Here is a 24,196-nt window from a genome sequence, read left to right as displayed (position 1 = left end):
ATTATGGCTCTGGCTGAAAAGTTAACCCACGAAAATGCGGGGGCTAGCACTTTTACAGGGAGTCATTGTGTCTATGTAGTAAAGTAAATTTTAAGGAAGTAGAGAATATGCCTGAATGGGGAAAGACTGCGACGTGGTTAATGTTAGTTACTGCTATCGTAGTGTTTTTGGCTGCTGTATTTGTAGTTGGTTCAACGATTGGGAGGCTATTCATATTAGGGGCTATTGAACTATCCATTCCCCAAATCGGAATCATTTGTGCTGGGGTCACTTCTGTTTCTGTTTTTGTACGTTGCGTTAAAAAATTGGAAGGTCGGGTAAAGAACGTGGGTGTGTAACATGCCACTTTATAAACAGCATGGATATAAAATTCAGTGGGTTTAACACGGGTATTCTAAAACAGATTGTAAGTAAAGTACTGCTAATAAGGTTTTCAAAATGGGCAATGAAAGTCATAACATGCACCTGCATTCATACTCACTAAGGTAGTTATGAGTATTGAAAAACCAACAATTTGGGGGAATGGTTCATACAAGCCTTCAGCTAAATGTCCTCAATGCGCATTGATAATGCACCTCAAAAACCAATGCCCACACTGTCATTATTGGTTAACTGATTTTGAAAAGCGGAAGCAGCAATACTTTTGGAAACAACAAAAGAGAGCTTCAATTCTAAAAGGTATTGTACTATTTCCTGCATTGCTCTTATTGTTGTACGTGGTTTTTACGTTATTTCTATACTGAGATAGCTATTTTGTATATTCACGCAAGGATGTTCCATGAATATTAGTGTAAATTTCATTTATATCGTTTTAATAGTTTTCTCCATCGCTCCAACCATCCTGTCTGTTTTTCTAGCTCGAAAACAAAAGCGCTCAATGTGGATTGCGGGTCTGGTCACTTTTTTTCTTGGCCTGTTCACATGGATAGGTAGTTGGATTTATCTTGGTGTTATGAATCTCATGCCTCCCAAACATGCAGCTAGTGAGTAGCCGTATAGCATCGCGCTCAACGTTTTACATGACCACATGAGCAAACCATTTGAGCACACGTCAATACGCCTTACACTTCGGCGTCTATCGGGCTAAAAAAGAGTGATAATTTTGCTTAGGTGAGTTATTGAAATATAGAAAGGATTAGAATGGTTACCCTGAGAGACTTCAATCAAAACGATATTGATAGGTTAGTGCACATCTTAAATGATGAGGCGGTCACCAAGTTTCTTTCTACTAAAATCCCTAATCCTTATACAAAAGAGGATGCGGCTTGGTGGGTTAATGAGGGCAGTCAATCTGGCATCATTAAAGCCATTTCTTACGACGATGTTTTAGTTGGTTGCATTGGCGTTAATCGAGGGCAGTTTGAATACGAGCGTTCTGGTGAGGTTGGCTATTGGCTTGATAAGCGCTATTGGCGTAAGGGCATAACAGCCGAGGCTATTCGGCAAATATCTGACTTTGTATTTACCCATACCAATATCGTGAGACTGTTTGGCGCTGTGTTTGCGGGTAACCACGCCTCTATGCAGTTGCTTTTGAAATCAGGCTTTAGCGAAGAAGCTATACTGAAAAAAGCCATTTATAAAAATGGAGGTTTTTACGACAAGCATGTTTTCGCGAAATTGAACTAGATTCATTACTGACTTTTTAACGCTATGTATAGTTAAAGAGCGCTTCTCAGGTAAAACCATAAAAGCTGTAGGGAAATAAAACACTTCTTTTAATACATCCCTAGCGAGCATATATCTCAGCCTTCGTTCAAGTAACAATATGATAACAACATGGGCTAATCACACGTAGTGATGGTATAAATAGAAATATTGTCACTGCGAGCGCCGGTGTGCTCGCCAATAACTTAAAAATTAAGGTGCTATTGTGGACTTTTTACTCAATATTTTAATTTCAGTTGGGTTTGTTATTTTTATCATTTTTATTGTCGGGTTGATGGCGGCAAAGAAGCTAAATTCGAAACAAGATTAACGGAGGCTCCCTCCCCCGTTATTACTGCTACTTATTGATAGATACCGCACTTAAAAAGGCGCAAATTTATCTTGCGGTTGAGATGGTACTGTCCACCTTTCAAGGGCATCAACATCAACGCTTTTTACACTTTGTGGTGGCATTTGACCGCGATTACCATACAACCAGAGTACGAAGTTGGTTCTTTCGCCACTGGTGATAGGCTGTGCCGCATGCGGTACGTTTCCACGGTGAAGCATAGCGCTGCCAGGCGTAAACGTTAGTGGGTTTACTTTCCCTGCTTTTACATCATAAAAATCCACTGTCGAACCCGTAAATGTTTCACCCGGAACGTTTAGATTAATATTTAACGTTACTGCTGACGCGTCGGTATGCGGTCTTATCGACGTATCGGTATTTGGCTGATAATGAATTGAAAAGCCAAAGGTTTGCGCGTCGTATCCCATAATTTCCGGAAACAACAATCGAGCGATAGGGCGCATATATGTGTCTAGCATAGTGCGATAAAACGCTTGGAAACTTGGCGCAGCCAAATAACCTTCTGAACGCTTATCTAGCATGGCACCACGGCGATTTAATACTATGCCGTACGGCGGTCTTAGTGCAATTTTGGCATCCCACACTTTTTCAAGATAGGCGCGTAACTCAACCAGCCTTTCAGGGTCGAAGAATTGGAATTGATACACGTCAGGTGATACCTCTTCTAATAGCGCTTTCACCTCTGTTTCTTTTTCAGGATTTTCCCACGCTTGCGTGACTGCGCTGCGTAATTTGGCATCTAGTAAAGAATCATCAAGGGTGAATAGGTTGTCTTTTTCACTGGCTTCCCACTCGCTCCACGCGTTGCTAAGCAACTCGTTATTTGTACTCCAAAACTGTTGCACAGAGGGCGCACGATGAAGCATAGCCTCGCGGCTTGGTAAATCTAAAGCACGTGCTTGCTGTAATTGAGTAAATGTCATAATAAATTATCTCCAATGGCAAAATGGGGGACAGGCGTTGTATTTCAAACCGAGCCCCAAACCTATGCCTATAATCTATTACACCTGATTTGGTTAATAAATGCGGCTATTCTGGAAACAGAATTTAGATTTAGAAGATAATCAAAAATGGATATTCGCTGCGATGATTTGCGATTTTAGCTTCAGTACATCAGTATGGTTTCCACCAGCGGTGTTAGTAAACTACACCGAATAGTTTTGGAAAAGGAGCATACCAATGAAGTTTCTTATTTTTTTAGGCACTGTTCGGGATAGCACGCCACCTAGGCCCGCTCGTCTTGGGGAGCGCGTGGCAAAAGCGGTAATGGCCTGTTTGCAGCTTCGCTATGACGAGCATGAAGTGGAGTTAATAGACCCATTAGATTATCCCTTAGACGCTATCTTTAAGCCCCATTTTGCCTATGCCAAAGGTAAGGCGCCTGCAGAATTAAATACATTGGCAGAGAAAATTGCCAATTGCGATGGTTATGTCATGGTTAGCCCCGAGTGCAATCACTCTATGAGCCCTGCCCTTGCTAATTTGCTTAATCACTTCGGTAGCTCGTTATTTGCTTACAAGCCTAGTGCTATTGTCACTTATTCAGCTGGGCAATGGGGTGGTATGCGGGCAGCGGTAGGCATGCGTACTTTTTTGTCTGAGTTAGGCTGCTTGCCAGTGTCGGCTATGATTCATATTCCCAAGGCGCAACAAGTATTCGAAGAGAATGGTGAGATGTGTTCAGGGGAAGACCAGTCTTCGTGGTTTGATTACTTCACTCGTACTTTGAATCAATTGATGTGGTGGGCAGAAGCAGCCAAGCGCCATAGTGAAGATGTTAACCCTCATGAGGTGATTCAAAATTTTAAAACAGCACCGTCAGAGCGTAATGCGCCCTAAGGTAAAAAGCGCAATGCCTTCTAAATTAAAGAGGGCAATCGGGGCAAACTACCCAACCCGCACGTTGACGTGCTTTTAATTTGAGTTACTGCCGGTAAGTATGACGAAACCTATCTACATCGCTTTAGCTTTGCTGTATAACAAGCCTCTTCTTACCTTGTCGAGCGCACAGGAAACAAAATGAAAATATTAATACGTAATTTAGACAGACAAACTACACAAGAAGAGCTTGCGAGTTTATTCGAAGCTTTCGGTTCTGTGCAGTCTTGCACCATTGTGGTTGATGAAAAGAGCGGTGCCTCTAAAGGCTTTGGATTTGTAGAAATGCCTAAGCCAGGTGAAGCTAAAGCGGCCATTAAGTCGTTAAACAATCATGCGTTAGGCGATGCGAATATCCGCGTTAAGAAAGCAGAAGATAAACCCGAAACAAAGTAAATCCGATACAAAGAAAATAGTGGTAGTGCAAACCCTCCAGCATTGGTTCTCATTTTAAGTGGGATCTATATCAAGCTGGGGTCATATAAAGAAGTGAAGGTATGTATGAATATAGAAATCATAAAAGCAGATTATTTTGACGACGCACATAAGCAAGCTATTCCTTATTTGCTAAACGAATATGCGAAAGATCCTATGGGCGGCGCTGAGGCACTTTCTAAACATACCTACGACAACTTAGTCGATAAACTCTCTACACTACCCCATGCCTTTAGTATTCTTGCTTATGTTGACGGCAAACCCGCTGGGCTAATAAATTGCTTTGAAGCATTTTCTACTTTTGCCTGCAAACCACTTATTAATACTCACGATATCGCTGTGTTGCCAGAGTTCCGTGGTTTAGGACTTAGCCAAAAAATGTTAGATAAAGTAGAGGAAATAGCGCTAGAGAAAGGCTGCTGCAAGATTACCTTAGAAGTATTAAGTAATAACACAGTGGCAAAATCGGCCTATGAAAAGTTTGGTTTCACCAGCTATGAACTGGCGGAAGGTGAAGGCCACGCGCTATTTTGGCAAAAGAAGCTAGGATAGCCTAATCGTGGAAAACGCACTTTTAATTATAACCACCGTGGTAGTTGGCCTAATTTGCGCCACGGCACTTATATTAGGCGCTATAGACTTACTTGCTAGGGCGTCTGAAATAGGGGTGAAAGGGCTTGTTCTTTACGTGTTGTGCTGGCTATTGTTAAGCCCATTTATTGCAGCAGTTTCATTGCTGGTAGGCTTTTACGTTCTGTACAAGATAGTTGCACTTGCCTTCACAAAACGCACGCCATCGTAACGTAGCGGGTTTAGTTAGAATGCTTAGCATTCTGCTAATGTGATCCTAGCCCCACTTCCACCAAACAAATAGCAGTAAAAAGCCAAACAAATACACCAAGCCTACATAGCTAAGCAATGTTACCCACCAGCTGGCTTTTGCATCTTCATGCAGCGAAGCACTTTTTACCAAACGATGATTTAGCCATGCAAACATGGGCGTGGTAACAAAGGCCAGTGTCATAGCAAAGCCTAACATGGCCAGTAGCGCAGATTTAAAAAACAGTACGATACTAAAACTAATGGCTGCCATAGCCAGCAGTACGGGAACGAATACCGCATCACGCGCCATTTTATGTGGCGATACCAATGATATGGCTTCGGCAATCACGCGGGCATAACCATCGTAAACCGTTAATGCCGACCCAAATATACAAAGAAAGGCTACCACGGCAATAAGCCAGTGTGCCCAATCGCCAATTGTATTGGCATATAAGCTGACCAGTTGCTGTGAAAAGCCTATGCCACCTGTTGCGAGTGTTTCACCACTTCCATGTAATACTAAAGCGCCTAAGCCTAAAAAAAGTAAGGCTAAAATAGTGGTCACCGCATAACCTAAGTTAAAGTCGAACAGCGCATTTTTGGGTGTAACGGCTTGGGTTTTACATTGGCGCTTTAACCATAACGATGTAATGCTAGATATTTCTATTGGTGCGGGCATCCACCCCATCGTTACCACTAGAAAACCTACAGTAGCAAGTGTCCACGGTGAGGGTGACTCAAAGTTGGCTGGCCTAGGCTCAATATTTATTATTGCCGCACAAAAAGCCGCAATAGTGGCTAAAACCAGCACCCCCATAATGGCTTTTGCCACGCCTTCAAGGGCTTCAAAATGCCCTGCCAGTAAGATAAATAATATGGCACCGAGAATCGCCGCAGAAGTGATAGCAATAGAGATATTGAAAGGCAAAAAATAAGACAACAAACTTGCAGCAAATAACAAAAGTGCGGCGGCATTCACCACTGAAGCCAAGGCATTTAGGCACAATGCCACAATTAAATAACCCTTACCCATCTTATGGTAACCGAACTGCAAGGTTTGCCTAGTACTGATGGTATAGCTAACGCCTGCACGGAAAAAAGGGTACTTTAAAACGTTAACCGCCAGAATAAGTACCACCAACTGCCAACCGAATTTCGCACCCGCTTGGGTGGAGGCAACAAGATGGCTTCCGCCAACGGCGGCAGTGGCCATTAGAACGCCTGGGCCAAGTAACTGCACCATGCGCATGAAGCGTTGATAATGTGTGAGTGAAGTACTGTCGCTCAATCTTTTCCCTTAATCGCAAACTGCTAGAAGCGGTTACGGAGTATACCTATTCCCGTCACAAAATTGCGAGCTTCCAACAGTATTAGATTAAAATGAGTAAGAATTAGTACTTATTTAAAACGTATATAGCGCGCCGGTAAATACAAATTGGCTATCATCAGGGTAATCCCCTCGCTCGAAGCCGTCGCCTTTCAGCAGATAAGCCGCACCAATAGCTAGCCTAAGTGAAGGTTTTACCTCCCAACGCCATCTTGCTTCTAACTGTTGCCCAATGAAGTTATCTACAGACTCTGGGGCTTTTTGATACCACATGGCCTTATAGCTCACCATGATATTGTGTTTTTTCGAAGGTTTGGTCACACTTCTCGCGCCCACTGTGTATAAGTTTCTTCGAGGCATAGCCTGATAAACATCTGTTGGGCCAAAATCGAAACGCCTTACGCCATAAAGGCTATCAAAGTCGGTAATGGTATTATCTGCGCTATTATTGTCGCCGCTAATCGCGTCTACTTCTGCCCTTAGAAAAGTAAAGTCAGTGATTTTTTTCCCAAAATTAGCGTGCACCATCCAGCTTTCTACATCTAGCTCAGTGGTGTCAGTTGCACTTGCGGTTTGATGTGACGTGCCGGTTTGCCCAATCACTTCAATATTCGCTTTCCATGACTCTGCAAACGGTTTAGTGTACTCAACGGCAAGTGTATATAGGTCACGATTTTTCGTGGCAAGTTTTTCAGAGTCTTCCTCTTTTAACCAGTAACTGTGAACCTTCAGATTTTTATCTGGCGAAGTAACATATAAACCAAAGAACTCTCGCTCACTGTAGCTTTTATCAAAAGCCCGTTCTGCGTCGGCCAATGCCCCGCTGTCGCTGGGTAATCGACTGACCGGCAGCAAGTAAAAACCACGAAGGCTCCAATCGCTAACTTGATAATCTACCAGTACCCCATCGAATGCATTTTTGGTATTGCGGTACACGCCTTGTCCTATCAGCCTGCGACTGCCGTGATCGAAGGTCACTCGTCCCGCGGTAATCCCTTTTAAATACTGACTGTCTTTGGGCGTATAATGAGCGAAAAACTGTAAGGGTTCTAGCGTATTCACCTGCGCTGATTTTAACGTGGGGTCATTATCATCTAGCCATACGCGGGAGTCGGCTAACTCAAGGGTTACATTAAACACATCCCAATTAGCCTGTGCTTTCACTAACAGGCGAGATGAAACTCGTCGATTTACTTGGGCTCTATCTTCACTGGAAGAAGGAAAAATGGGGTTATTGAGATGTTCGTATTTAAGCCTATAAGAGCCACTAATATCAAATATGGGGGCTTGGGCTTTCAAGATCTGAGGTTTCAATGTCTGAGTTTTCAAGGTCTGAGTTTTCAAACTGTCAGCAGAACTGCTATTTGGGCTAGATGTAACACTTACTTCTGGAATGGGCTCTGCGCTGGCATTGGCATTGGCGGAAAACGCGAATGCAGCGGCCATAATAGTGCAGGGTAAAAAAAGATAAAACGCAACATTCTTAACTGGGTTTGGCCACCCATTTATACTACTGCATGTATACATTTAGTGCTCTCTCGCTGGTTTTCCGCCGCTTTAACAATGCTTACAGCATTGTTGAACTACCAATTGGCAGACTAATCATTGAGCATATTCTCAACGCCTGAATTATATATGCGCATTGAAAACTTTCCTTATATCTTTGGTATACACAGGAAGTAACTATTTATTTTTCCGTCATTTTTAGCCCACAAAAAAAGAGAGCAAGCTCTCTTTTTTTTGTAGCAAATTTTAGTATAGCCTTTACCGGTTATCGTATTCGCGCGAGTACAAAACCGTTAGCGCCTGTCGAAGTTAACCGGCTTTTTAGGATCTTGGTAAAAGCCGTCTTTTAACAACCGTTTGAAGCGAGTTAGCTTCCCTTCTAATGTTAATTCTTCCAGGCCTTTGTTGAAAAGCTCAATAAGAAGTCTGTCGTCATTTCTCCCCTTTGCTACCAGTAAATGCGTGGTGACGGTAGAGATAAACGGGTCGATGGTCATTACCGCTTGGCGCTGCTCGTTAGTGAAGTCGCGTTGAAGTAAATACCAACCAGTGAGGTCATCGATGGGAAACAAATCAATTTCCCCACTCACCAAGGCTTCAAGGTTCTCTTTATCTGTAGCGTAGGTGGTTACCGAAGGGGTATTTTTAATATAAGCGGCCAATTCGTTATTGTACAAATAGCCTTCTGTCACCCCCATTTTTTTATCTTTAAGTTCATCAAAACTAGACCATGAGGCTATGTCAGATTTTACATTTACATAAAAGACTAAGCTTTCGGCAGTGATAGGGTCGCTGTGCCAGAATTTCTCACCACGCGCGCGCACAAAATTACCGTAAGACAGTGCATCAAATTCGCCTTTCAATGTGGCTTCCACAGCTTCATCCCACGGCATTGAGACAAATTCAACCACCACTCCGGTTTCCAGAAAAGCTTGAGATATAATATGATTAATATAGCCATTATGCTCCATCTCTGAAGAGGTGTAAGGCGCATATTCAGTGGTAGCAATTTTAATTTTTAACCAGGCATGCCCCCAGCTTTGCAGTGGGACTAACGCCAAAAGTAGTGTGAAAATAGCTAATAAACGCATAATCTTCCCTTAGAAATAGATACCTAAATTAATATTCAATCTGTGTGTTGTTTCTTGTCGACCACCTAGGTCTAAGCCCACGCCTGGACCACCAGAAAACCACATATTTTTCCCTTGAATACTATCTACATAAACAAACAATTTGTCCCAGCCAAAACTACAGCCATTTATCCACTGCGATGAATCTCGGCCTGACGCTTCGTCACCCTGCGCCACACTGTACTCGGTGTAGCACGTAAGTGAGTCAATACGGGTGAATTTATAAGGTACGGAATACACCAAATTCGCCGAATACGTCGACCCATCGGCCGCAGCTAAGAAAGGAAAGGTGAATGCAGAAAGCGAAATTCTATCGGTCGCTTGGCCCTCAGGCGCAGCTAAATCGTATTCGTAATCAATGTATTGTAGTTCTACTTTAAAATCACCTTGCTGATGACGAACGTGAACAGCGTAAGCCGTCATGTCACCATCTTCTAGTGTATCTAAGTTTAAGATATCGCCATATTGGTAAGACACACCAATGTCGGTAGTACTTCTAGGCAACAGCTTCGCGGTATAGTTCGCACGTAAGTTGTATTGGCCATCTTCTTGGTTACGAAACTCACCATCATCGGCCACATCGAATGAGTAACGGCCAAATTCAGCGGCATCGTTATATTCATCATTCATGAAGTAAGCGGCTTGAAAGTCCCAATTACCGTAATCATGATTTATCTTAATACCGGCTTCATAGTCATCTTCAAAGCCTAAGTAATAATTTACCGAAAACCAGAAGTTGTTTGAACCAAAGGGCTGTAAGCCGAAAGGGGTTTGGGTGATACCTGCCGTAATGTCGGTCGATTCGTCCCAATGGTAGGTAAGTTCGGCAAAGCGAATTGTGTCGAAATCGGTATTCTCGTACCATCGGTATTCTGCTTTATAGCTAAACTGATCTGACTCGCCAGCGACACCTAACTTGATAGATTCAAATTCGAATCCATCTCTTATCTCAGGGAGCTGCCAATCTTGGTGCCCATAGTTAACCCGTACGTGGCCACTCAGCGTAAAAGGAAGCTCATCTGCCTGCACTGCTAAGGAGTTAGTGCCTAGTAGCGCGGCTAAGGAAAGTAGTGGAAGTTGTCTGTTCATTCCTTGTCCTAATGTCAATTTATTCACAATTTAGATCACTCCAATTTGGAGAACCTCGGTGTGATATATATTCCTTCAATACAAATTTTATAGAGTGAACCTTACAAAAAGATCATTGTCGTACACGAAATATGTAAAGCGCATTTGTCGATGAAGCGCATTTCATTTGCGTTAAATTATGGGTAAGATTTCACAAAATTCACGTAAAACAAGATTCTATGCAACATCATATTTCAGCTATTACCTTCCTTGTAGACAATTACGACAGTGCTATTGCCTATTTCACCCAAACCCTTAATTTTTCACTTACCGAAGACAGAGATAAAGGGGAAGGAGCACGCTTTGTATTAGTCACACCGAAAGGCAGTGCAACGTCACTTTTGTTAGCTAAAGCTAAATCGGAAGAAGATAAAGCGATGATTGGAAAGCAAGCTGGGGGTAAAGTGTTTATGATTTTGCATACCGACGACTTTTGGCGCGATCATCAATCAATGTGTGATAAAGGCGTTGAGTTTTTAGAAACGCCGCGAGAAGAAGCTTACGGTACAGTAGCTATTTTTAAAGACTGTTTTGGCAATAAGTGGGATTTACTTCAGCCTTCGCCTGCCAACCTTAATTAGGTGTAACTACACCCTCTGGAGATTTGTTTTGTCCCCCATGAAGCGTTCGATCATTACCGACATTGTGGCTATATTGGCCATTGCGATTCTCATTGCAACGGCGTTTTATGGGCTTGAAGCCAGAAAAGAAGTTATTTATTTATGTGATAACTTTACGCCAGGGGTATCGAAAAATAGTGTGGAACGACAATTAAATACCACCAATTTACTGGTATGGGATACCGAATTTTTAGCGGTTGGTAGCCGAATAGTGGCCTATAGCCCGCTAAACTTCGGCTACATGCACTGCCGTGTTGAATTCAATAGACAAGACATTGTAGTGTTTTCAGTGGTGGAATAACCCATTTTTCGCTCATAAATGGTGCAATATTTACAAGTCGGCAACTTACCGTTTACCCTGCGGTTAAAAGTCGTAAAGCTGTGCGTACCAATAGATTTTAAGCTTAGCATGTTATCTAACCACAACCCTGTATACCCCACCAACGTAAACGTATAATTACAGCGTGTCTTATCAACTAAGAATCGCCACTTATGCAAAACTCCAATCACAGTGTTATCGAAGATATCTTTGCATTAGTTAGTGCCGGATTATTCGTAGCATTTGGTGTCTTTCTGTTCCAATCACAAGATTTGATGGTGGGTGGCGCTGCGGGTATCGCATTGCTGGGGACTTACGCAATTGATATGGACTTTGGTGTTCTATTCTTCCTGATTAACTTACCCTTTTATACCCTTGCTTGGACTCGCATCAGCAAGCGCTTCACATTAAATACGTTTATTTCTGTGACCACGGTATCTGTCTTGACTGAGCAGATCCCAGCCTTCGTCGACATTTCTAGCATCGATCCTATTTTTGCTGCCATTTTTGGTGGCTTGCTTATTGGTGTAGGCATGCTGATTATGTTCAGACATAGCTCTAGTTTAGGTGGTTTGGGTATTTTAGCGTTTTACCTGCAGTCTCGATTTAATGTGCGCGCAGGTACGTTTCAACTTACGGTAGATAGCGTTATTCTGCTTTGTGGGCTTTTCTTTATTCCATGGCATCTAGTGCTTATTTCGATTCTAGCCGCGTTCTGCCTAAATATGGTCATTTCGTTAAACCATCGCCCTGAACGTTATATACCTGCGAACAAAAAGAGTGAAAAGTCGCCTGAAAAAAAGGGGCCTAGCGTGCAGTCGTGTGCAACAGTAAACACTAATCTACACGCTCAAAATAACTAATCTGTTAATTTTCGCCTGCGCTAAACGTAAAAAACCCGGCCATATCAATGCCGGGTTTTTATATTATTCCTAACGTAACGCTTTGTATCCTTGTCGCTACCCTACTGCTTTTTTCTGCACAGGCTTAAACGGTCGACTTACTAGTCCTCGATTCACCCTAGGGCGAGAAAACGAAGTACGCATACAAACCTCACTTACGTGATATACCCACAACAGTCGAAGATGAAATATTCATCTCAATACTGAAAGTGAGACGTTAGTATAGGCACAAGCGAGTGAAAAATACCCCATTGTTTCGGTGAATGGTCATCCATCAGCGCATTTTCAAGAATGTAAAATACTGTAAATACTAGCGATATTTCACTATGCGAGGTACACGGGCTGATACTCGGGTTAACAATTCGTAATCTATGCTACCGGCAGCTTCTGCCACTTCGTTAATAGGTACATTCTCACCCCAAAGTTCTACTCTATCGCCAATGTTAACGTTCGAAATATGGGTAACGTCGATGGTGATCATGTCCATAGACACCCGCCCTGCTAGGCCAGCGCGCTCGCCGTTTACGGCAACAGGCGTACCGTTAGGGCAATGTCTTGGGTAACCATCAGCATAGCCAATACCTACCGTAGCAATGCGGCTATCTTTTTGTGCCACCCAGTTTTGGCCGTAACCAACCGACTCGCCTTTTGGCACATCGCGAAGGGCAATAATACTAGAACGTAACGTCATGGTAGGGGCTAATGCCACATTGGCCGTATTAGGCTGGCCGCCGTAAACAGCAATACCTAGGCGGTTCCAATCGCCTCGACTTTGTGGCCATTCAATGGTGGCCGGAGAATTAGCAATACTGACAGGAAGCGCTAACTGTGTAGCTATCTGTAAAAACGCACTAAGTTGCTTCTGCGTGAAGTCGTTGCTGGTGTCGTCTGCACAGGCTAAATGAGTAACTAGCACGGTATCTCGCGTAATAAGCGACGCATATTGCTTAACAATACTCGGTAGCGTGTTCAGCGCGAAACCCAACCGATGCATACCACTGTCGGCTTTTAGCCAAATAGTAGGGCGACGGTCTTCAGGGCAGGCTAACATCCATTCTAATTGCGCTTGATTGTGCATCACTAGAATACAGCCATGTGCTGCAGCCATAGCGCACTCTTTAGCTTGGTGTGCACCTTCTAATACTACGATAGGCGCCGTTATCCCTGCCTCTCTAAGTGCAATAGCTTCTTCAATAATTGCCACTGCAAACCGGGGGGATACATGTTGTAGAATACGTGAAACGTTAACTGCACCATGCCCATAAGCATCTGCTTTTACCACCGCCATTGAACGACTTGTAGGGGCTAATTCTGCTAATAGTTTAAAGTTACTTAAAATAGCATCAGCGTGAATAATGGCTTGGGTTTGACGGCTCACAGTAAACAGATAATCCTTTGTATTTGCATAGGGGCTGAGTGTATCACGAGTTGAATGAAATCGAATTCTCGGTATACAAATTTATGCGTGCATGTACGAACTATGCTTCTGTTATGTTAAGCCCTATGGAGCACGCCTTGTTGATTTGCGTTTCTCTCGTATGCGCCTTGGTTTGCGCCTCTCTGGTTTACGCTACAGGTCCGCCACATTATAATGCGTTGTAAATATGGTTAATTTGCTCTTACACATATGTACAACTTCAGTATGCTAGCCAAGACATCCAGCATGAATGTATTTTATGCATGTACTGAATACGTGTACTGAATGCGGGTATAGCAAATTAACTCCCTTTGTCTTTCGTAAGGTATCACCATGCAGCCCACCGACTCATCACGCAGTATTCACCACCTCGCTAAAGATTTAGAACGGGTAGTGTCTGAAGGGCGAAACCCCAATACTGTAGATATTGATACCCTTTCTACAGAAGGGATGCTGGCGCGAATTAATCATGAAGACGCCAAAGTTGCACCAAGTGTGGCTACAGAAATTCCAGCCATCGCCAAAGTGGTAGACGCCGCAGCTCAAAGCATCGCAAAAGGGGGGCGACTCATTTATATAGGCGCGGGCACCAGTGGCAGGCTAGGTATTTTAGATGCGGCCGAATGTAGGCCCACCTTCAGTGTGCCAGATGGGGTTGTAGTAGGCATTATTGCTGGCGGCGAACGAGCGGTTTTACACGCAGTTGAAGGGGCAGAAGATAATCAAGAAGCCGGCAAGCAAGACGTTATTAATATTACGCTTAGTCAACACGACACATTAGTTGGGTTGTCGGCGAGTGGGCGCACGCCTTATGTATCAGGCGCTCTTGCGTATGCGCAATCTATTGGCGCGACGACAGCAGCTATCGCTTGTAGCCCAAACTCGGCCATATTTGAACATGCCGATGTTACCATTTGTCCAGTGGTTGGCCCCGAGGCACTTACCGGTTCAACAAGAATGAAGTCTGGCACTGCGCAAAAGCTGGTACTTAACATGATAAGCACCGCCACCATGATCAAACTGGGCAAAACCTTTGAAAACTTAATGGTAGATGTCAACGCAACTAACGAAAAGCTAAAAGCCCGGGCCCTACGCATTGTGATGCAAGCCACGGAATGTAATGAACACGATGCCACTACCGCGCTAAAAGCCTCGAACAACAATGCAAAGCTGGCTATCTTAATGGTGCTAACGGGGGCCAATGCCGACGACGCGGCTAAACAATTGGTGGCAAGCAATGGCTATTTGCGTCACGCTGTAAAACAACCGCTTTAAAAGGCCACCTTCATAAATGCCTATCAAGTCGCTACTAACATTCGTTTTGCTATTAAGCGCTGCTATTACTTTTAGTAGGCCAAGCTATGCCCAAACTGCTACAAATACCAAAGCTTATGAGGGGGCTGACGTTGCTGAGCGTAGGTTACAAGTGGGTGCGGCGCAATTTGATGAATATTTGCCTTTACTTGAAGGCAAACGAGTCACTCTGGTGGTTAACCAAAGTTCAATTATAGAAGGCTCGGGGGTAGAAGGCTCAACTATAAAAAGCTCGGCTGTAAAAAACAGTTCGTTGGAGCCTATTCACTTAGTCGACGCGCTGCTAAGTCGTGATATCAATGTGGTGAGCATTATGTCACCTGAACATGGCTTTCGCGGCAAGGCGGGAGCGGGTGAAAAAATAGATAACGATGTTGACGCTAAAACGGGCCTTCCTATTCACTCCCTTTACGGTAAAACGAAAAAGCCAACGGACGACATGTTAGCCAATACCGATATTTTGGTGTTCGACATTCAAGATGTAGGGGTGCGTTTTTATACGTATTTAAGCACCTTACATTACGTGCTAGAGGCCGCTGCTCAGGCGCACATTCCTGTCATAGTATTAGACAGACCCAACCCTAATGGCGCCTTTACTGATGGCCCTATTTTACAGCCTGATTATGTATCGTTTGTAGGCATGCATGCCATTCCTGTATTGCACGGTATGACGTTAGGCGAACTCGCATTAATGATAGTGGGTGAACAGTGGATTGCGACCGATGCTAGTGATGCCAAACAGCCAGCGCAGCAGTATCAATCTAAGCCCCAGACACTTCAGTCGCAGCCGCATCAGCCCAAGCCGCAGGCGCAGGCGCTGTTAACGGTTATTCCCGTGGCCAATTACCATAAACAAATGCCTTACTCTTTGCCTGTTGCCCCCAGCCCGAATCTGCCTACTGATGCTGCCATTACCTTATACCCCACCCTTTGTTTTTTTGAAGGCACGGACGTAAGTGTGGGAAGAGGTACACCGCTTCCTTTTCAACTTATCGGCCACCCTGTTGTAGCGCTTGGCGATGAAAGTATAGGCGTAGCTGCTAACCAAGCAGCACCATCGCCTAAACACAATAACACTACCCTGAAGGCTTCATTAATGACTCAAGCCCTTGTTTCAGGGTTAGATATTGAGGTACTACTTAGCGCTTATGCTCAGTTTAAAGAACAAGGCATTACCTTTTTCACTCGCCCAGATTTTTTCGATAAATTAGCCGGTACGGATTCACTCCGCCAGGCCATTATCGCAGGGAAAACCAGCAAGCAAATACAAGCAAGCTGGGCTGAAGGCTTAGCCACATTTAAACAACTTCGCGCCCCCTATTTGCTATATCCGGCAACGGCTTCTGAATTACCTAGCGAAGGAAAAGGCGGCGTTAACACTATCAATATGAAAGCAGAAACGCATCATGAATAACCATAATGGGAAGGGAAAAGCCAAGACCGAACAGGTAGTGGATAACGCAACTAATAACTTTCATGCCTTTTTAACGGGCATTAGTGAATGGTTAGCGCCTGATAATATTATTAGCGATAAACCTAGGCTAATTGCCCTTGCTACTGACGCCAGTTTTTACACCAAAATTCCTAAGTTAGTCATAAAAGTGCCGAGTATTCACGTTATGGGCCGCGTATTAGCGATGGCTAATCGCTTAAATATTGCCCTGACATTTCGTGCGGCGGGCACCAGTTTATCTGGTCAAGCAATTACAGACTCGGTATTGGTCATGCTAACCCCAGATTGGCAACAGTTTGAGGTAATAGATAACGGCGAGGCAATATCATTAGCGCCGGGGATTATTGGCGCCAAAGCGAATCGAATATTGGCAGGCTATGGCCGAAAAATTGGGCCAGATCCGGCTTCGATTAACGCCTGTAAAGTGGGCGGCATTGCAGCGAATAATGCGTCGGGCATGTGCTGTGGGGTAAAAAATAACTCGTATCACACCCTGCGTCACATTCACGTATTGTTGCCCGACGGCAGTGAAGTCAATACCGCTGATGCGCAAAGCGTTGCAGCGTTTGAGCAAAGCCATAGTGTATTATTAGCCTCTCTTGCTGCGCTTCGCAGCACGTTATTAGCGAATAAAGCACTGACTGAAAAAGTGCGCTATCAATATCGTCTTAAAAATACCATGGGCTATGGCCTCAACGCCTTACTTGATTATGAAAACCCGCTAGATATTTTTACACACCTAATGATTGGTTCAGAAGGTACATTGGGCTTCATTGCCAACATTACCTACAACACCGTACCTTTGCCTCGGGCGCGAGAAACCGGGTTGTATTTATTTGAAAACTTCAAAGACGCTTGTGCAGTTATTCCTGCGCTAAAAACCTGTGATGTAGATGCTGTAGAGTTGATGGACGCCAGAGCATTGCGCGCAGTTGCGCCTTTGATAGACAAGGTGGTGGTTAGCAAACCCAATCACGATATTAGCAACCCAGATGCTGTTGCCCTACTTATTGACGTGGGTGCCCCTTCACAGGCTGAACTAGATAGTAAGCTTAAGACGGTGCGCAAAATTTTAACCCAGCCAGCAGTGGGTATAAGCAAAGAACATGAGCACCCACCTAAACAAGAGCATAAGCAAGAGCAGAAGCAAGGCCAGCCTCTGCAAGATTTTACCGCAGAGCCCAACATCATCGAAAACTTGTGGAGCATTCGAAAAGGGCTATTTCCCGCAGTAGGCGCAGTAAGGCCCACTGGCACCACGGTCATTATTGAAGATGTAGCCTTTCCATTGGAAAGTTTGGCCGATGGGCTAAATGCGTTAGTCGCCTTATTTGAAAAACACGATTACCACGACGGCATTATTTTTGGGCATGCGCTCGATGGCAATGTGCACTTTGTGTTTAGCCAAGGTTTCAATACCCCAAATGAAATCATCCGCTATCACGCCTTTATGGCCGATATAAGCGTGCTTGTTACGCAGCGCTTTGCGGGAAGCCTAAAGGCCGAGCATGGAACGGGGCGTAATATGGCACCGTTTCTTACCGCACAATGGGGTGATGAAGGTGTGGCGTTAATGCGTGCTCTTAAAGATATTATTGATCCTAAGGGTATTTTAAACCCAGGGGTTATTTTAAATGACGATCCTCAAGCGCATATTACTCACCTTAAGCCGATGCCTGCAGTACAAGACACGGTAGATGCCTGTATTGAGTGCGGCTTTTGTGAACCTCAGTGCCCCTCGCTCAATTATACGTTGTCGCCCCGTCAACGTATTGCATTAAAGCGCCGACAAACGTCTTTGACAGAACCTGCGGCTATTAATGAAATTAACGAAGCATTTTCACATCTAGCCGTAGATAGTTGTGCCGCAACGGGGCTATGCGCAAGCGCTTGTCCGGTAGGCATTGATACAGGGCAGTGGATAAAACAAATACGTGGCCAGCGTGCTAGAGGTCCCGCGACCAAACTAGTCAGTGACCTTGCCGCTAAACATACCGATAAGGCGTTATCAATTGCACGTTTTTCACTAAATGCCGGCCATAAAATAAAAGGGGTAATTGGTGAAAAGGCATTCAATTCTATTACAGGTGCACTACATTTACCGCAGCTTCATAATGCGGTACCCCAAGCTTCGCAGTATAACCAAAATGCTTCGCAGTATAAAAACGAGGCAAGTTTTAAAGCTATTACCCACGCTAATGAAATAGCATATGAAGCACATACTGCGACTAAAAAAGATGCTGAATACATCGCAGAATTACCTACTCATTTAGGTCAACAAAACTGCTCTGAAAATACCGCTGAGAAAGTAGCTGAGAGAATGACTGAGAAAGCGCTTTCTGAGGCGGTTTCTCAGACGGCTCCTCAGACGGCTCCTCAGACGGCTTCAAAAGTAGTTTACATGGTAAGTTGCCCAAGCAAAGTTTTCGGTGGCAACGCTAATGAAAAAAGTGTTATTCAGGCTGTGGTTTCTTTGTGTGAAAAGGCCAACGTGGAAGTGGTGTTCTCTAGCGCAAAAGACCATTGTTGTGGCCAGCCTTGGGATAGTGAAGGTGAAGCAAGCACCGCGAGAGATAAACTCGCGGCGTGGACACAAGAGGTTTACACACTTTCAGAACAAGGGCGCTGGCCTGTCATCATTGACAACAGCGCTTGTGCTTATAACGTAACTTCAAAAAACACCAACAACTCAGACTTCAACAAAATAGAGATATTGGAAGTTAGCAAGTATTTACTTCAGTACATTTCACCTCGGGTAAAGGTGGTTAAAACAGATGCCCCTACAATGCTTCATATTGGGTGTTCAAGTACTAAGCTAGATTCAGGGGTTGCTATTAACGCGTTGACGAACCTTTGCACTTCAAACGTTATTGTTCCTACTGACATCACCTGTTGCGGCTTTGCGGGTACTAAGGGCTTCACTAATCCGGATTTGAACCAAAGTGCACTGGCACCGCTTGCCAGTCAGGTGCCTGAAGATTGTTATAGAGGGGTATCGAATAGCGCAACCTGCGCGATTGGTTTAAGCCTGCACAGTGGGGTGGTTTATTCACACATCGCGGTGCTGCTCGACGAGGTCAGCCAGCCGCTTTTCTAACGTCGCTTTGTGTGTTTTCAACTGTTCTTTTTCGTCCCCCTCTGCGATCTCAAGTTGCTTGCTGATAGCCGCTATTTGCTCGGCTAGACCTTCTCGATTTTTCTCGTGCTGCTCAGCCTCTTCCGCTTTATCAAAAACGATGGCCTCGGGATTAGTTTCCTCCTCTTCCTTAGAAGCAGCTGCCTCTTTTGATGAGCCAGGTTGCCGAGGAATCATTTGCACACCGTCTACTTGAGGCCGCTGATTCATGAAGGTCGGTGAGACAATTTCAATGCCCGTGTTATGCAATGCATCAAGCACCGATTTGTGTAATCGCGAGCGCGCACTTAGCATGCTTTTCACTTCTTTAAGCAAACCTGCAACTCGGTAGCTAACCGAGAAATCTCCTAAGGAGATCACTTGAACGAAAGGTTCTTCCAATTCAGCATTGGCCGCTGCAGTTAGTAAGTGCTTCTCAACCTCTGAATGGTGAATATCGTATCCTAAGCTTAAATCAACCGAGACAATCGCACCTGAGGCACGGGTTACTCTCACTGGTGTGTTCACCATTAGGGTGTTTGAAAAAGCGATTAACTCACGAGTTTCAGTTTGAATTTCCGTGTCTAGTAAGCCCATCTCAGCTACCCTTCCGCTGTAATCTTCTACGCGAATAAAGTCTCCCACTTTGAACGGTTTATTTACACGTAATACCAAACCTGCCATCAGATTTCCCACCATGGTGGTAGATGAAAACGCGATGACACCGGATAACAAAACGCCAATTAACGCGATCACCTGATTGCGCGTACTTTCGTTCACCGGCAGCGCCATGGAGATGACGACCAAGCCTATAATAGTAAGTACTAACAAAGTAACTTGGCGTGGCAATTTTTCTTCACTGGTTAAGTGAGATTGTCGCGCAAGTAGCACGTAATGAAGTGCACCTAGCCCCAATACCACCAGTACAATTGCTAGTACTAGCGGAATAAAAGGCATGAGAAAAGCCACCACTGTATCCACACTGAAACTCCATTTTATTCTTATTACCAAGTCACACTTAACTTAGTGTTTCGCCGTATGGCGTCGTATTTTTGCGTTACTTTGTTTTTAGTTTATTAGCACGGCTTACTGTAAACCACTAAACTTAATTGCTTATTATCAATGCGTTATACGCGCTATCAATTATTTAAATTTCCACTGACTGGTCGACTGATCGGCGCCATAACGCTAACACTAATCAGATGCGCCGCTCCACTGAACAGGCACATAGTCGTTGGGTCTGTTCAGACCTAATATGGTTTCTATTAAAGCATCAAAAATAGGGCTATATATCTCACTATCTACGTTGTAACTGAATGTAGCAATAGCGATATCGGTGTGCGGCTGCATTTCTTTAGCTATATAGGGCATACGAAGCGGCACTAAAACCGTGGTAAGCCCTTGTTTTTTAGCTTGTTGCAAGGCTGATTTAGTAAATCTATGCACATCATCTAGCGGTGCCCTTGAAGCCATCGCTTCTTCATTATCGAAGCCTTTCATCTCATAAACGGCATGTTGCGGTGAGATATCCCCCACGATTAACAGGTCAGCTTGCTTAAATGCATATTCGAAGGTGGCTTTGTTTGGCAGCTTAGTAAGCGGCAGGCAAGCCATTCCCAGCGTGGGCGCAATACTAGTCAAACTTTTTTCAAGCGCTAAACACCTAAGCGCATCAGGCATTAACGCCAGCCAGGTTTTCTGAGTAACAGGGAGTTTTTCGGCGCCATAAAGTGATGTGATCGCCGCCCTAGAAAGCGCTTTCTCAATTTGAATATTACGTGTTTTTTTAACATTATTCTGTACGTCTGAAACCCGCCAGGAAAGCGCTTTCTCAGCGTACCTATTCAGGCTAAATTTAGCTTTAAGCAACGCAATGCGTTGTACGGAAGTTGCAAGCTGTGTTGAGGGAACTTCACCACTGCTTATTCGCTTACTTACCTTGCCCATTAATGCAGCAAACATGTTGATATCTTGTGGTGTTCTAATGGTGAACGGCATTAAGGCAATGTCGGCACCCGCTTGATAGGCTTTTATCATGGCATCTTCTGGTGAGAAGTATTTAGCAATGCCCGCCATATCTAATGCATCGGTAACAACCACGCCTTGGTAACCCAGCTCGTTTCGCAATACATCATGGAGAATCTTACGTGACAAGGTTGCAGGAATGGTCATCTCCCTCCCCTGTTTGTCTTTGACGGTAGTGCTATCTAATGATGGGTATTGGATATGCGCACTCATCAACATACCTGGCGGGTTTCCACCGCTGATAATTCGGCTAAAAGGTAATAGGTCACCTTTTAGCGCTTGCGCTTTTGAATGCTTAACGTTGGGCAGGCCGGTGTGGCTATCTGTTTGTGTATCGCCATGACCAGGAAAATGTTTAATAGCACTTATTACACCGCTTGATTGCAACCCATCTACAAACGATTGCCCTAGCACCGCAACATCGCTAGGTGTTTCGCCAAAACTACGTACATTAATGACTGGGTTTTTAGGTTCACTGTTAATGTCTACAGACGGGGCGAAATTTGTATTTATCCCTAAGGAGCTCAAACTACTTCCAATGCCCTTCGCTACGTTTTCGGAAAAAGCAGTGCCGTGCTGATAATAGCTTGCCCCTATTGCCAAATTTCCGGGGAAAGGCGCGAGCATAGAAGAAGGCAAGCGGGCCACTCTTCCCCCTTCCTGGTCTACAGCAATAAATAGCGGTGGCAGCTTCGCTTTTGCCATGGCCTGTTGCATGGCGTAATTCAACTCTATTAGCTGCTTGTTGGTTTTAATATTTTCAGAAAATAAGATAACGCCACCAATGTTGTGGGTGATGAGTAAGTCTTTAAGCGCATTTGGTAGCGTGGTTACCGGCTTTTTACATGCTTTCGAGCTAGTGCCATCATCGCAGTAGAATCGAAAATCTAGAATGATTTTTTGGCCAAGAGATTTTTTTATCTGTTCATGCTGGTTTGATTGGTTCGCATAAGTACTAGGCAACAGTAAAATGCATAGACTAAATAAAAAAACGCGAGATAAAACGGTTGCTAACGAGGGAATAAGGCGCAAATAAGATCCTAGGTAATTATAGATTTTTTAACAGTTAACGGTGTACTTATAACGATAAGTTAAGCTTTGATACGCATAATAATTGCCATAGTATCAAAAACCAATGCATACAGAATAAATACGTGTCATTCTGTGGAATTAACCGTGTGCTCTGCGGTACGCTAGTCGCTATTGCTCACATTAATGCATATGAATGGCTAATAGATGTGCAGTTTACTAGCAAGTCGATGGTTTCACATTCTCGAACATCGACGTTTCGATTTAGTATCAACGTACAAGCTCAGATATTCGCTCTTTAAGCGAATGGCAGTATTTCACAATAATAAAGTATGGAAAGTAGTATGGATTGGGTATCAATTATCCCCCCATTGGTTGCGATCATTGTCGTATTCTGGAAAAAAGAAGTTATCTTGGCATTGCTATTAGCGGTGCTGTGCTCTGAAGCACTTATTTTGTTAACTGCAAGCCCCGCCACCAGCTTTCTTGCTCCAATAAATGCTATAGAACGCGTAGTCGATACCGCTTCCAGCCCAGGTAATACCCGAGTCATTCTATTTTCTGTATTAGTAGGCGCGCTATTAGCATTTATTCGCGACTCTGGCGGAGTAACGGCTACGGTTAACTACTTAGTTGGTAAAGGGGTAGCTAAGAATAAGAAACAAGTTGGCAGCCTGACTATGTTTACCGGTATTGCGGTATTTATAGAATCGAATTTAAGTGTGCTAACGGCAGGTATTTTTGCCCGAGGGTTATTCGACCGCTTCGGCATGAGCCGCGCCCGCTTAGCGTATATTATCGACTCCACCAGCGCACCAGTATGCATACTCATTTTACTCAATGGTTGGGGTGCATTCATATTAAGCTTGCTCGACACCTACGAACTGCCAGCGTCATCAGCCTCAATATTATGGGGCAGCGTGTTTTTTAACTTCTACGCTATTTTTACCTTGCTAATTGTGGCTTACACCATAGCTGCAGACAAAGTGCACGGCCCATTGGCAGTGGAAGAGAAAACCCTATCGAAGACAGACATTCCCCAACAAACAGAAACGGCCACCAAAGCGCGTTACATGTTAGTGCCATTGCTTACCATGGTATTAAGCATGGTGGGCTTTATGTTTTGGACCGGTAATGGCACTTTATCTGAAGGCAGTGGCAGTAAATCTGTGCTTTATGCCACGGCACTTGCCACCGCTATCGCTTATGGTCTTTTACTTTGGCACAAACGCTTTACCCATAAAGAAGCCGTGGAAATCGGCTTTAAAGGCATGGGGGAATTGCTTCCCCTCGTCACCATTGTGCTGCTATCTCTTACCTTAGGGAATAGTTTAAAAGACTTAGGCACTGGCGTATTTGTTGCCGGTGTGGTGGGTGAATACCTACCCCTTGTTTTCATCGTACCTATGTTGTTTATTGCAGGGGCGGTAATGTCGTTTACCACAGGCACCTCGTGGGGCACATTTGCCATTCTTATCCCTATTGGCGTGCCACTAATTCAAACCCTTGGATTACCGCCTTCGTTAGTAGTTGCAGCTATTTTAGGTGGTGGTATTTTTGGCGATCACTGTTCGCCTATTTCCGACACCACTGCCGTATCGTCGTTAGCCGCTGGTTGTGACGTATTAACCCATGTAAAAACCCAGTTTCCTTACGCGCTTGTGGCAGGCGGGTTAACTTTGGTGGGTTATCTTATTGCTAGCATTATTATGATTGGCTAGCGGGAATTACGACAAGCTTGCGCTAGGTCTATTTTTCA

22 protein-coding genes are annotated in these 24,196 nt (G+C 44.2%); 14 read left to right on the top strand and 8 right to left on the bottom strand.

Translation table 11 applies throughout. The features are described 5' to 3' along the window. Positions 1 to 107: 107 nt before the first annotated feature. From J5X92_RS13935 to J5X92_RS13925, 3 genes are all read left to right on the top strand, one after another. Positions 108 to 338, top strand: a complete 231-nt coding sequence (locus tag J5X92_RS13935; RefSeq protein ID WP_013785566.1) for a hypothetical protein — start codon at positions 108 to 110, stop codon at positions 336 to 338. A 440-nt stretch (positions 339 to 778) separates the two neighbouring features. Next, a complete protein-coding gene (locus J5X92_RS13930) occupies positions 779 to 991 on the top strand; it encodes a hypothetical protein (protein WP_013785567.1) in 213 nt (70 codons plus the stop codon). Between the two features lie 149 nt (positions 992 to 1,140). Next, the gene (locus J5X92_RS13925) at positions 1,141 to 1,629 is read left to right on the top strand and encodes a GNAT family protein (RefSeq protein ID WP_013785568.1); all 489 of its coding nucleotides are present in this window, start codon (positions 1,141 to 1,143) and stop codon (positions 1,627 to 1,629) included. A 399-nt stretch (positions 1,630 to 2,028) separates the two neighbouring features. On the opposite strand, the gene J5X92_RS13920 is transcribed toward J5X92_RS13925, so the two are convergent. After that, a complete protein-coding gene (locus J5X92_RS13920) occupies positions 2,029 to 2,940 on the bottom strand; it encodes a 2OG-Fe(II) oxygenase family protein (protein WP_208805966.1) in 912 nt (303 codons plus the stop codon). A 256-nt stretch (positions 2,941 to 3,196) separates the two neighbouring features. Here J5X92_RS13920 and J5X92_RS13915 point away from each other — a divergent pair, with 256 nt between their 5' ends. The 4 genes from J5X92_RS13915 to J5X92_RS13900 all read left to right on the top strand — a co-directional run bounded on the left by J5X92_RS13915 (position 3,197) and on the right by J5X92_RS13900 (position 5,132). After that, entirely contained in the window at positions 3,197 to 3,856 is a 660-nt protein-coding gene (locus J5X92_RS13915) for an NAD(P)H-dependent oxidoreductase (RefSeq protein WP_208805965.1), read from the top strand. 180 nt (positions 3,857 to 4,036) lie between these two features. Next, positions 4,037 to 4,291 carry an RNA-binding protein gene (locus tag J5X92_RS13910; RefSeq protein WP_013785571.1) on the top strand — a complete coding sequence of 85 codons (255 nt, stop codon included), beginning with the start codon at positions 4,037 to 4,039 and terminating at the stop codon, positions 4,289 to 4,291. A gap of 105 nt (positions 4,292 to 4,396) precedes the next feature. Next, complete coding sequence (locus tag J5X92_RS13905) at positions 4,397 to 4,882, top strand: GNAT family N-acetyltransferase (protein ID WP_129736178.1); 486 nt, start codon at positions 4,397 to 4,399, stop codon at positions 4,880 to 4,882. Between the two features lie 7 nt (positions 4,883 to 4,889). After that, a complete protein-coding gene (locus J5X92_RS13900; RefSeq protein WP_129736174.1) occupies positions 4,890 to 5,132 on the top strand; it encodes a hypothetical protein in 243 nt (80 codons plus the stop codon). Between the two features lie 45 nt (positions 5,133 to 5,177). Here the strand turns inward: J5X92_RS13900 and J5X92_RS13895 are convergent, their stop codons facing one another. The 4 genes from J5X92_RS13895 to J5X92_RS13880 all read right to left on the bottom strand — a co-directional run bounded on the left by J5X92_RS13895 (position 5,178) and on the right by J5X92_RS13880 (position 10,204). Continuing rightward, entirely contained in the window at positions 5,178 to 6,401 is a 1,224-nt protein-coding gene (locus J5X92_RS13895; protein WP_208805969.1) for a divalent metal cation transporter, read from the bottom strand. 153 nt (positions 6,402 to 6,554) lie between these two features. Then, positions 6,555 to 8,006, bottom strand: coding sequence for an alginate export family protein (locus tag J5X92_RS13890; protein WP_208805964.1), 1,452 nt, complete (start codon positions 8,004 to 8,006; stop codon positions 6,555 to 6,557). A gap of 272 nt (positions 8,007 to 8,278) precedes the next feature. Continuing rightward, positions 8,279 to 9,076 (bottom strand): transporter substrate-binding domain-containing protein, encoded by a 798-nt coding sequence (locus J5X92_RS13885; RefSeq protein ID WP_208805963.1) that lies wholly within the window; start codon positions 9,074 to 9,076, stop codon positions 8,279 to 8,281. 9 nt (positions 9,077 to 9,085) lie between these two features. Beyond that, positions 9,086 to 10,204 carry a hypothetical protein gene (locus J5X92_RS13880; protein ID WP_208805962.1) on the bottom strand — a complete coding sequence of 373 codons (1,119 nt, stop codon included), beginning with the start codon at positions 10,202 to 10,204 and terminating at the stop codon, positions 9,086 to 9,088. Between the two features lie 218 nt (positions 10,205 to 10,422). Here J5X92_RS13880 and J5X92_RS13875 point away from each other — a divergent pair, with 218 nt between their 5' ends. The 3 genes from J5X92_RS13875 to J5X92_RS13865 all read left to right on the top strand — a co-directional run bounded on the left by J5X92_RS13875 (position 10,423) and on the right by J5X92_RS13865 (position 12,045). Further along, positions 10,423 to 10,824, top strand: coding sequence for a VOC family protein (locus J5X92_RS13875; RefSeq protein WP_129736163.1), 402 nt, complete (start codon positions 10,423 to 10,425; stop codon positions 10,822 to 10,824). 37 nt (positions 10,825 to 10,861) lie between these two features. Further along, positions 10,862 to 11,164: a hypothetical protein gene (locus J5X92_RS13870; protein ID WP_013785580.1), complete on the top strand. Its 303-nt coding sequence runs from the start codon at positions 10,862 to 10,864 to the stop codon at positions 11,162 to 11,164. A 191-nt stretch (positions 11,165 to 11,355) separates the two neighbouring features. After that, positions 11,356 to 12,045 (top strand): YitT family protein, encoded by a 690-nt coding sequence (locus tag J5X92_RS13865; protein WP_129736160.1) that lies wholly within the window; start codon positions 11,356 to 11,358, stop codon positions 12,043 to 12,045. 349 nt (positions 12,046 to 12,394) lie between these two features. Here J5X92_RS13865 and alr read toward each other — a convergent pair whose 3' ends face one another. Then, on the bottom strand, positions 12,395 to 13,462 hold the full coding sequence (gene alr, locus J5X92_RS13860) for an alanine racemase (protein WP_208805961.1): 1,068 nt from the start codon (positions 13,460 to 13,462) through the stop codon (positions 12,395 to 12,397). Positions 13,463 to 13,834: 372 nt separating this feature from the next. Here alr and murQ point away from each other — a divergent pair, with 372 nt between their 5' ends. Genes murQ through J5X92_RS13845 form a run of 3 tightly spaced genes read left to right on the top strand, consistent with a single transcriptional unit; the run spans position 13,835 to position 19,365 of the window. Continuing rightward, positions 13,835 to 14,776: an N-acetylmuramic acid 6-phosphate etherase gene (gene murQ / locus J5X92_RS13855; protein ID WP_208805960.1), complete on the top strand. Its 942-nt coding sequence runs from the start codon at positions 13,835 to 13,837 to the stop codon at positions 14,774 to 14,776. Positions 14,777 to 14,792: 16 nt separating this feature from the next. Then, positions 14,793 to 16,229, top strand: coding sequence for a DUF1343 domain-containing protein (locus J5X92_RS13850; protein ID WP_208805959.1), 1,437 nt, complete (start codon positions 14,793 to 14,795; stop codon positions 16,227 to 16,229). Continuing rightward, positions 16,222 to 19,365, top strand: coding sequence for an FAD-binding and (Fe-S)-binding domain-containing protein (locus J5X92_RS13845; RefSeq protein WP_208805958.1), 3,144 nt, complete (start codon positions 16,222 to 16,224; stop codon positions 19,363 to 19,365). Before J5X92_RS13850 ends, J5X92_RS13845 begins: the two co-directional genes overlap by 8 nt. On the opposite strand, the gene J5X92_RS13840 is transcribed toward J5X92_RS13845, so the two are convergent. Together J5X92_RS13840 and J5X92_RS13835 are read right to left on the bottom strand one after the other, a co-directional pair. Further along, a complete protein-coding gene (locus tag J5X92_RS13840; RefSeq protein ID WP_244360814.1) occupies positions 19,318 to 20,340 on the bottom strand; it encodes a mechanosensitive ion channel domain-containing protein in 1,023 nt (340 codons plus the stop codon). The two genes, J5X92_RS13845 and J5X92_RS13840, sit on opposite strands and share 48 nt — an antisense overlap. A 237-nt stretch (positions 20,341 to 20,577) precedes the next feature. Further along, positions 20,578 to 22,440 (bottom strand): glycoside hydrolase family 3 protein, encoded by a 1,863-nt coding sequence (locus J5X92_RS13835; RefSeq protein WP_208805956.1) that lies wholly within the window; start codon positions 22,438 to 22,440, stop codon positions 20,578 to 20,580. Between the two features lie 341 nt (positions 22,441 to 22,781). Between J5X92_RS13835 and J5X92_RS13830 the strand changes: the two genes are divergently transcribed. Beyond that, on the top strand, positions 22,782 to 24,158 hold the full coding sequence (locus J5X92_RS13830; protein ID WP_057794231.1) for a Na+/H+ antiporter NhaC family protein: 1,377 nt from the start codon (positions 22,782 to 22,784) through the stop codon (positions 24,156 to 24,158). The last annotated feature ends 38 nt before the right edge of the window (positions 24,159 to 24,196 follow it).

This window comes from Alteromonas sp. K632G, from assembly GCF_017653625.1.
GTDB classification, from domain to species: Bacteria; Pseudomonadota; Gammaproteobacteria; order Enterobacterales; family Alteromonadaceae; genus Alteromonas; species Alteromonas naphthalenivorans.
This window is presented reverse-complemented; position numbering and strand designations above follow the sequence as displayed.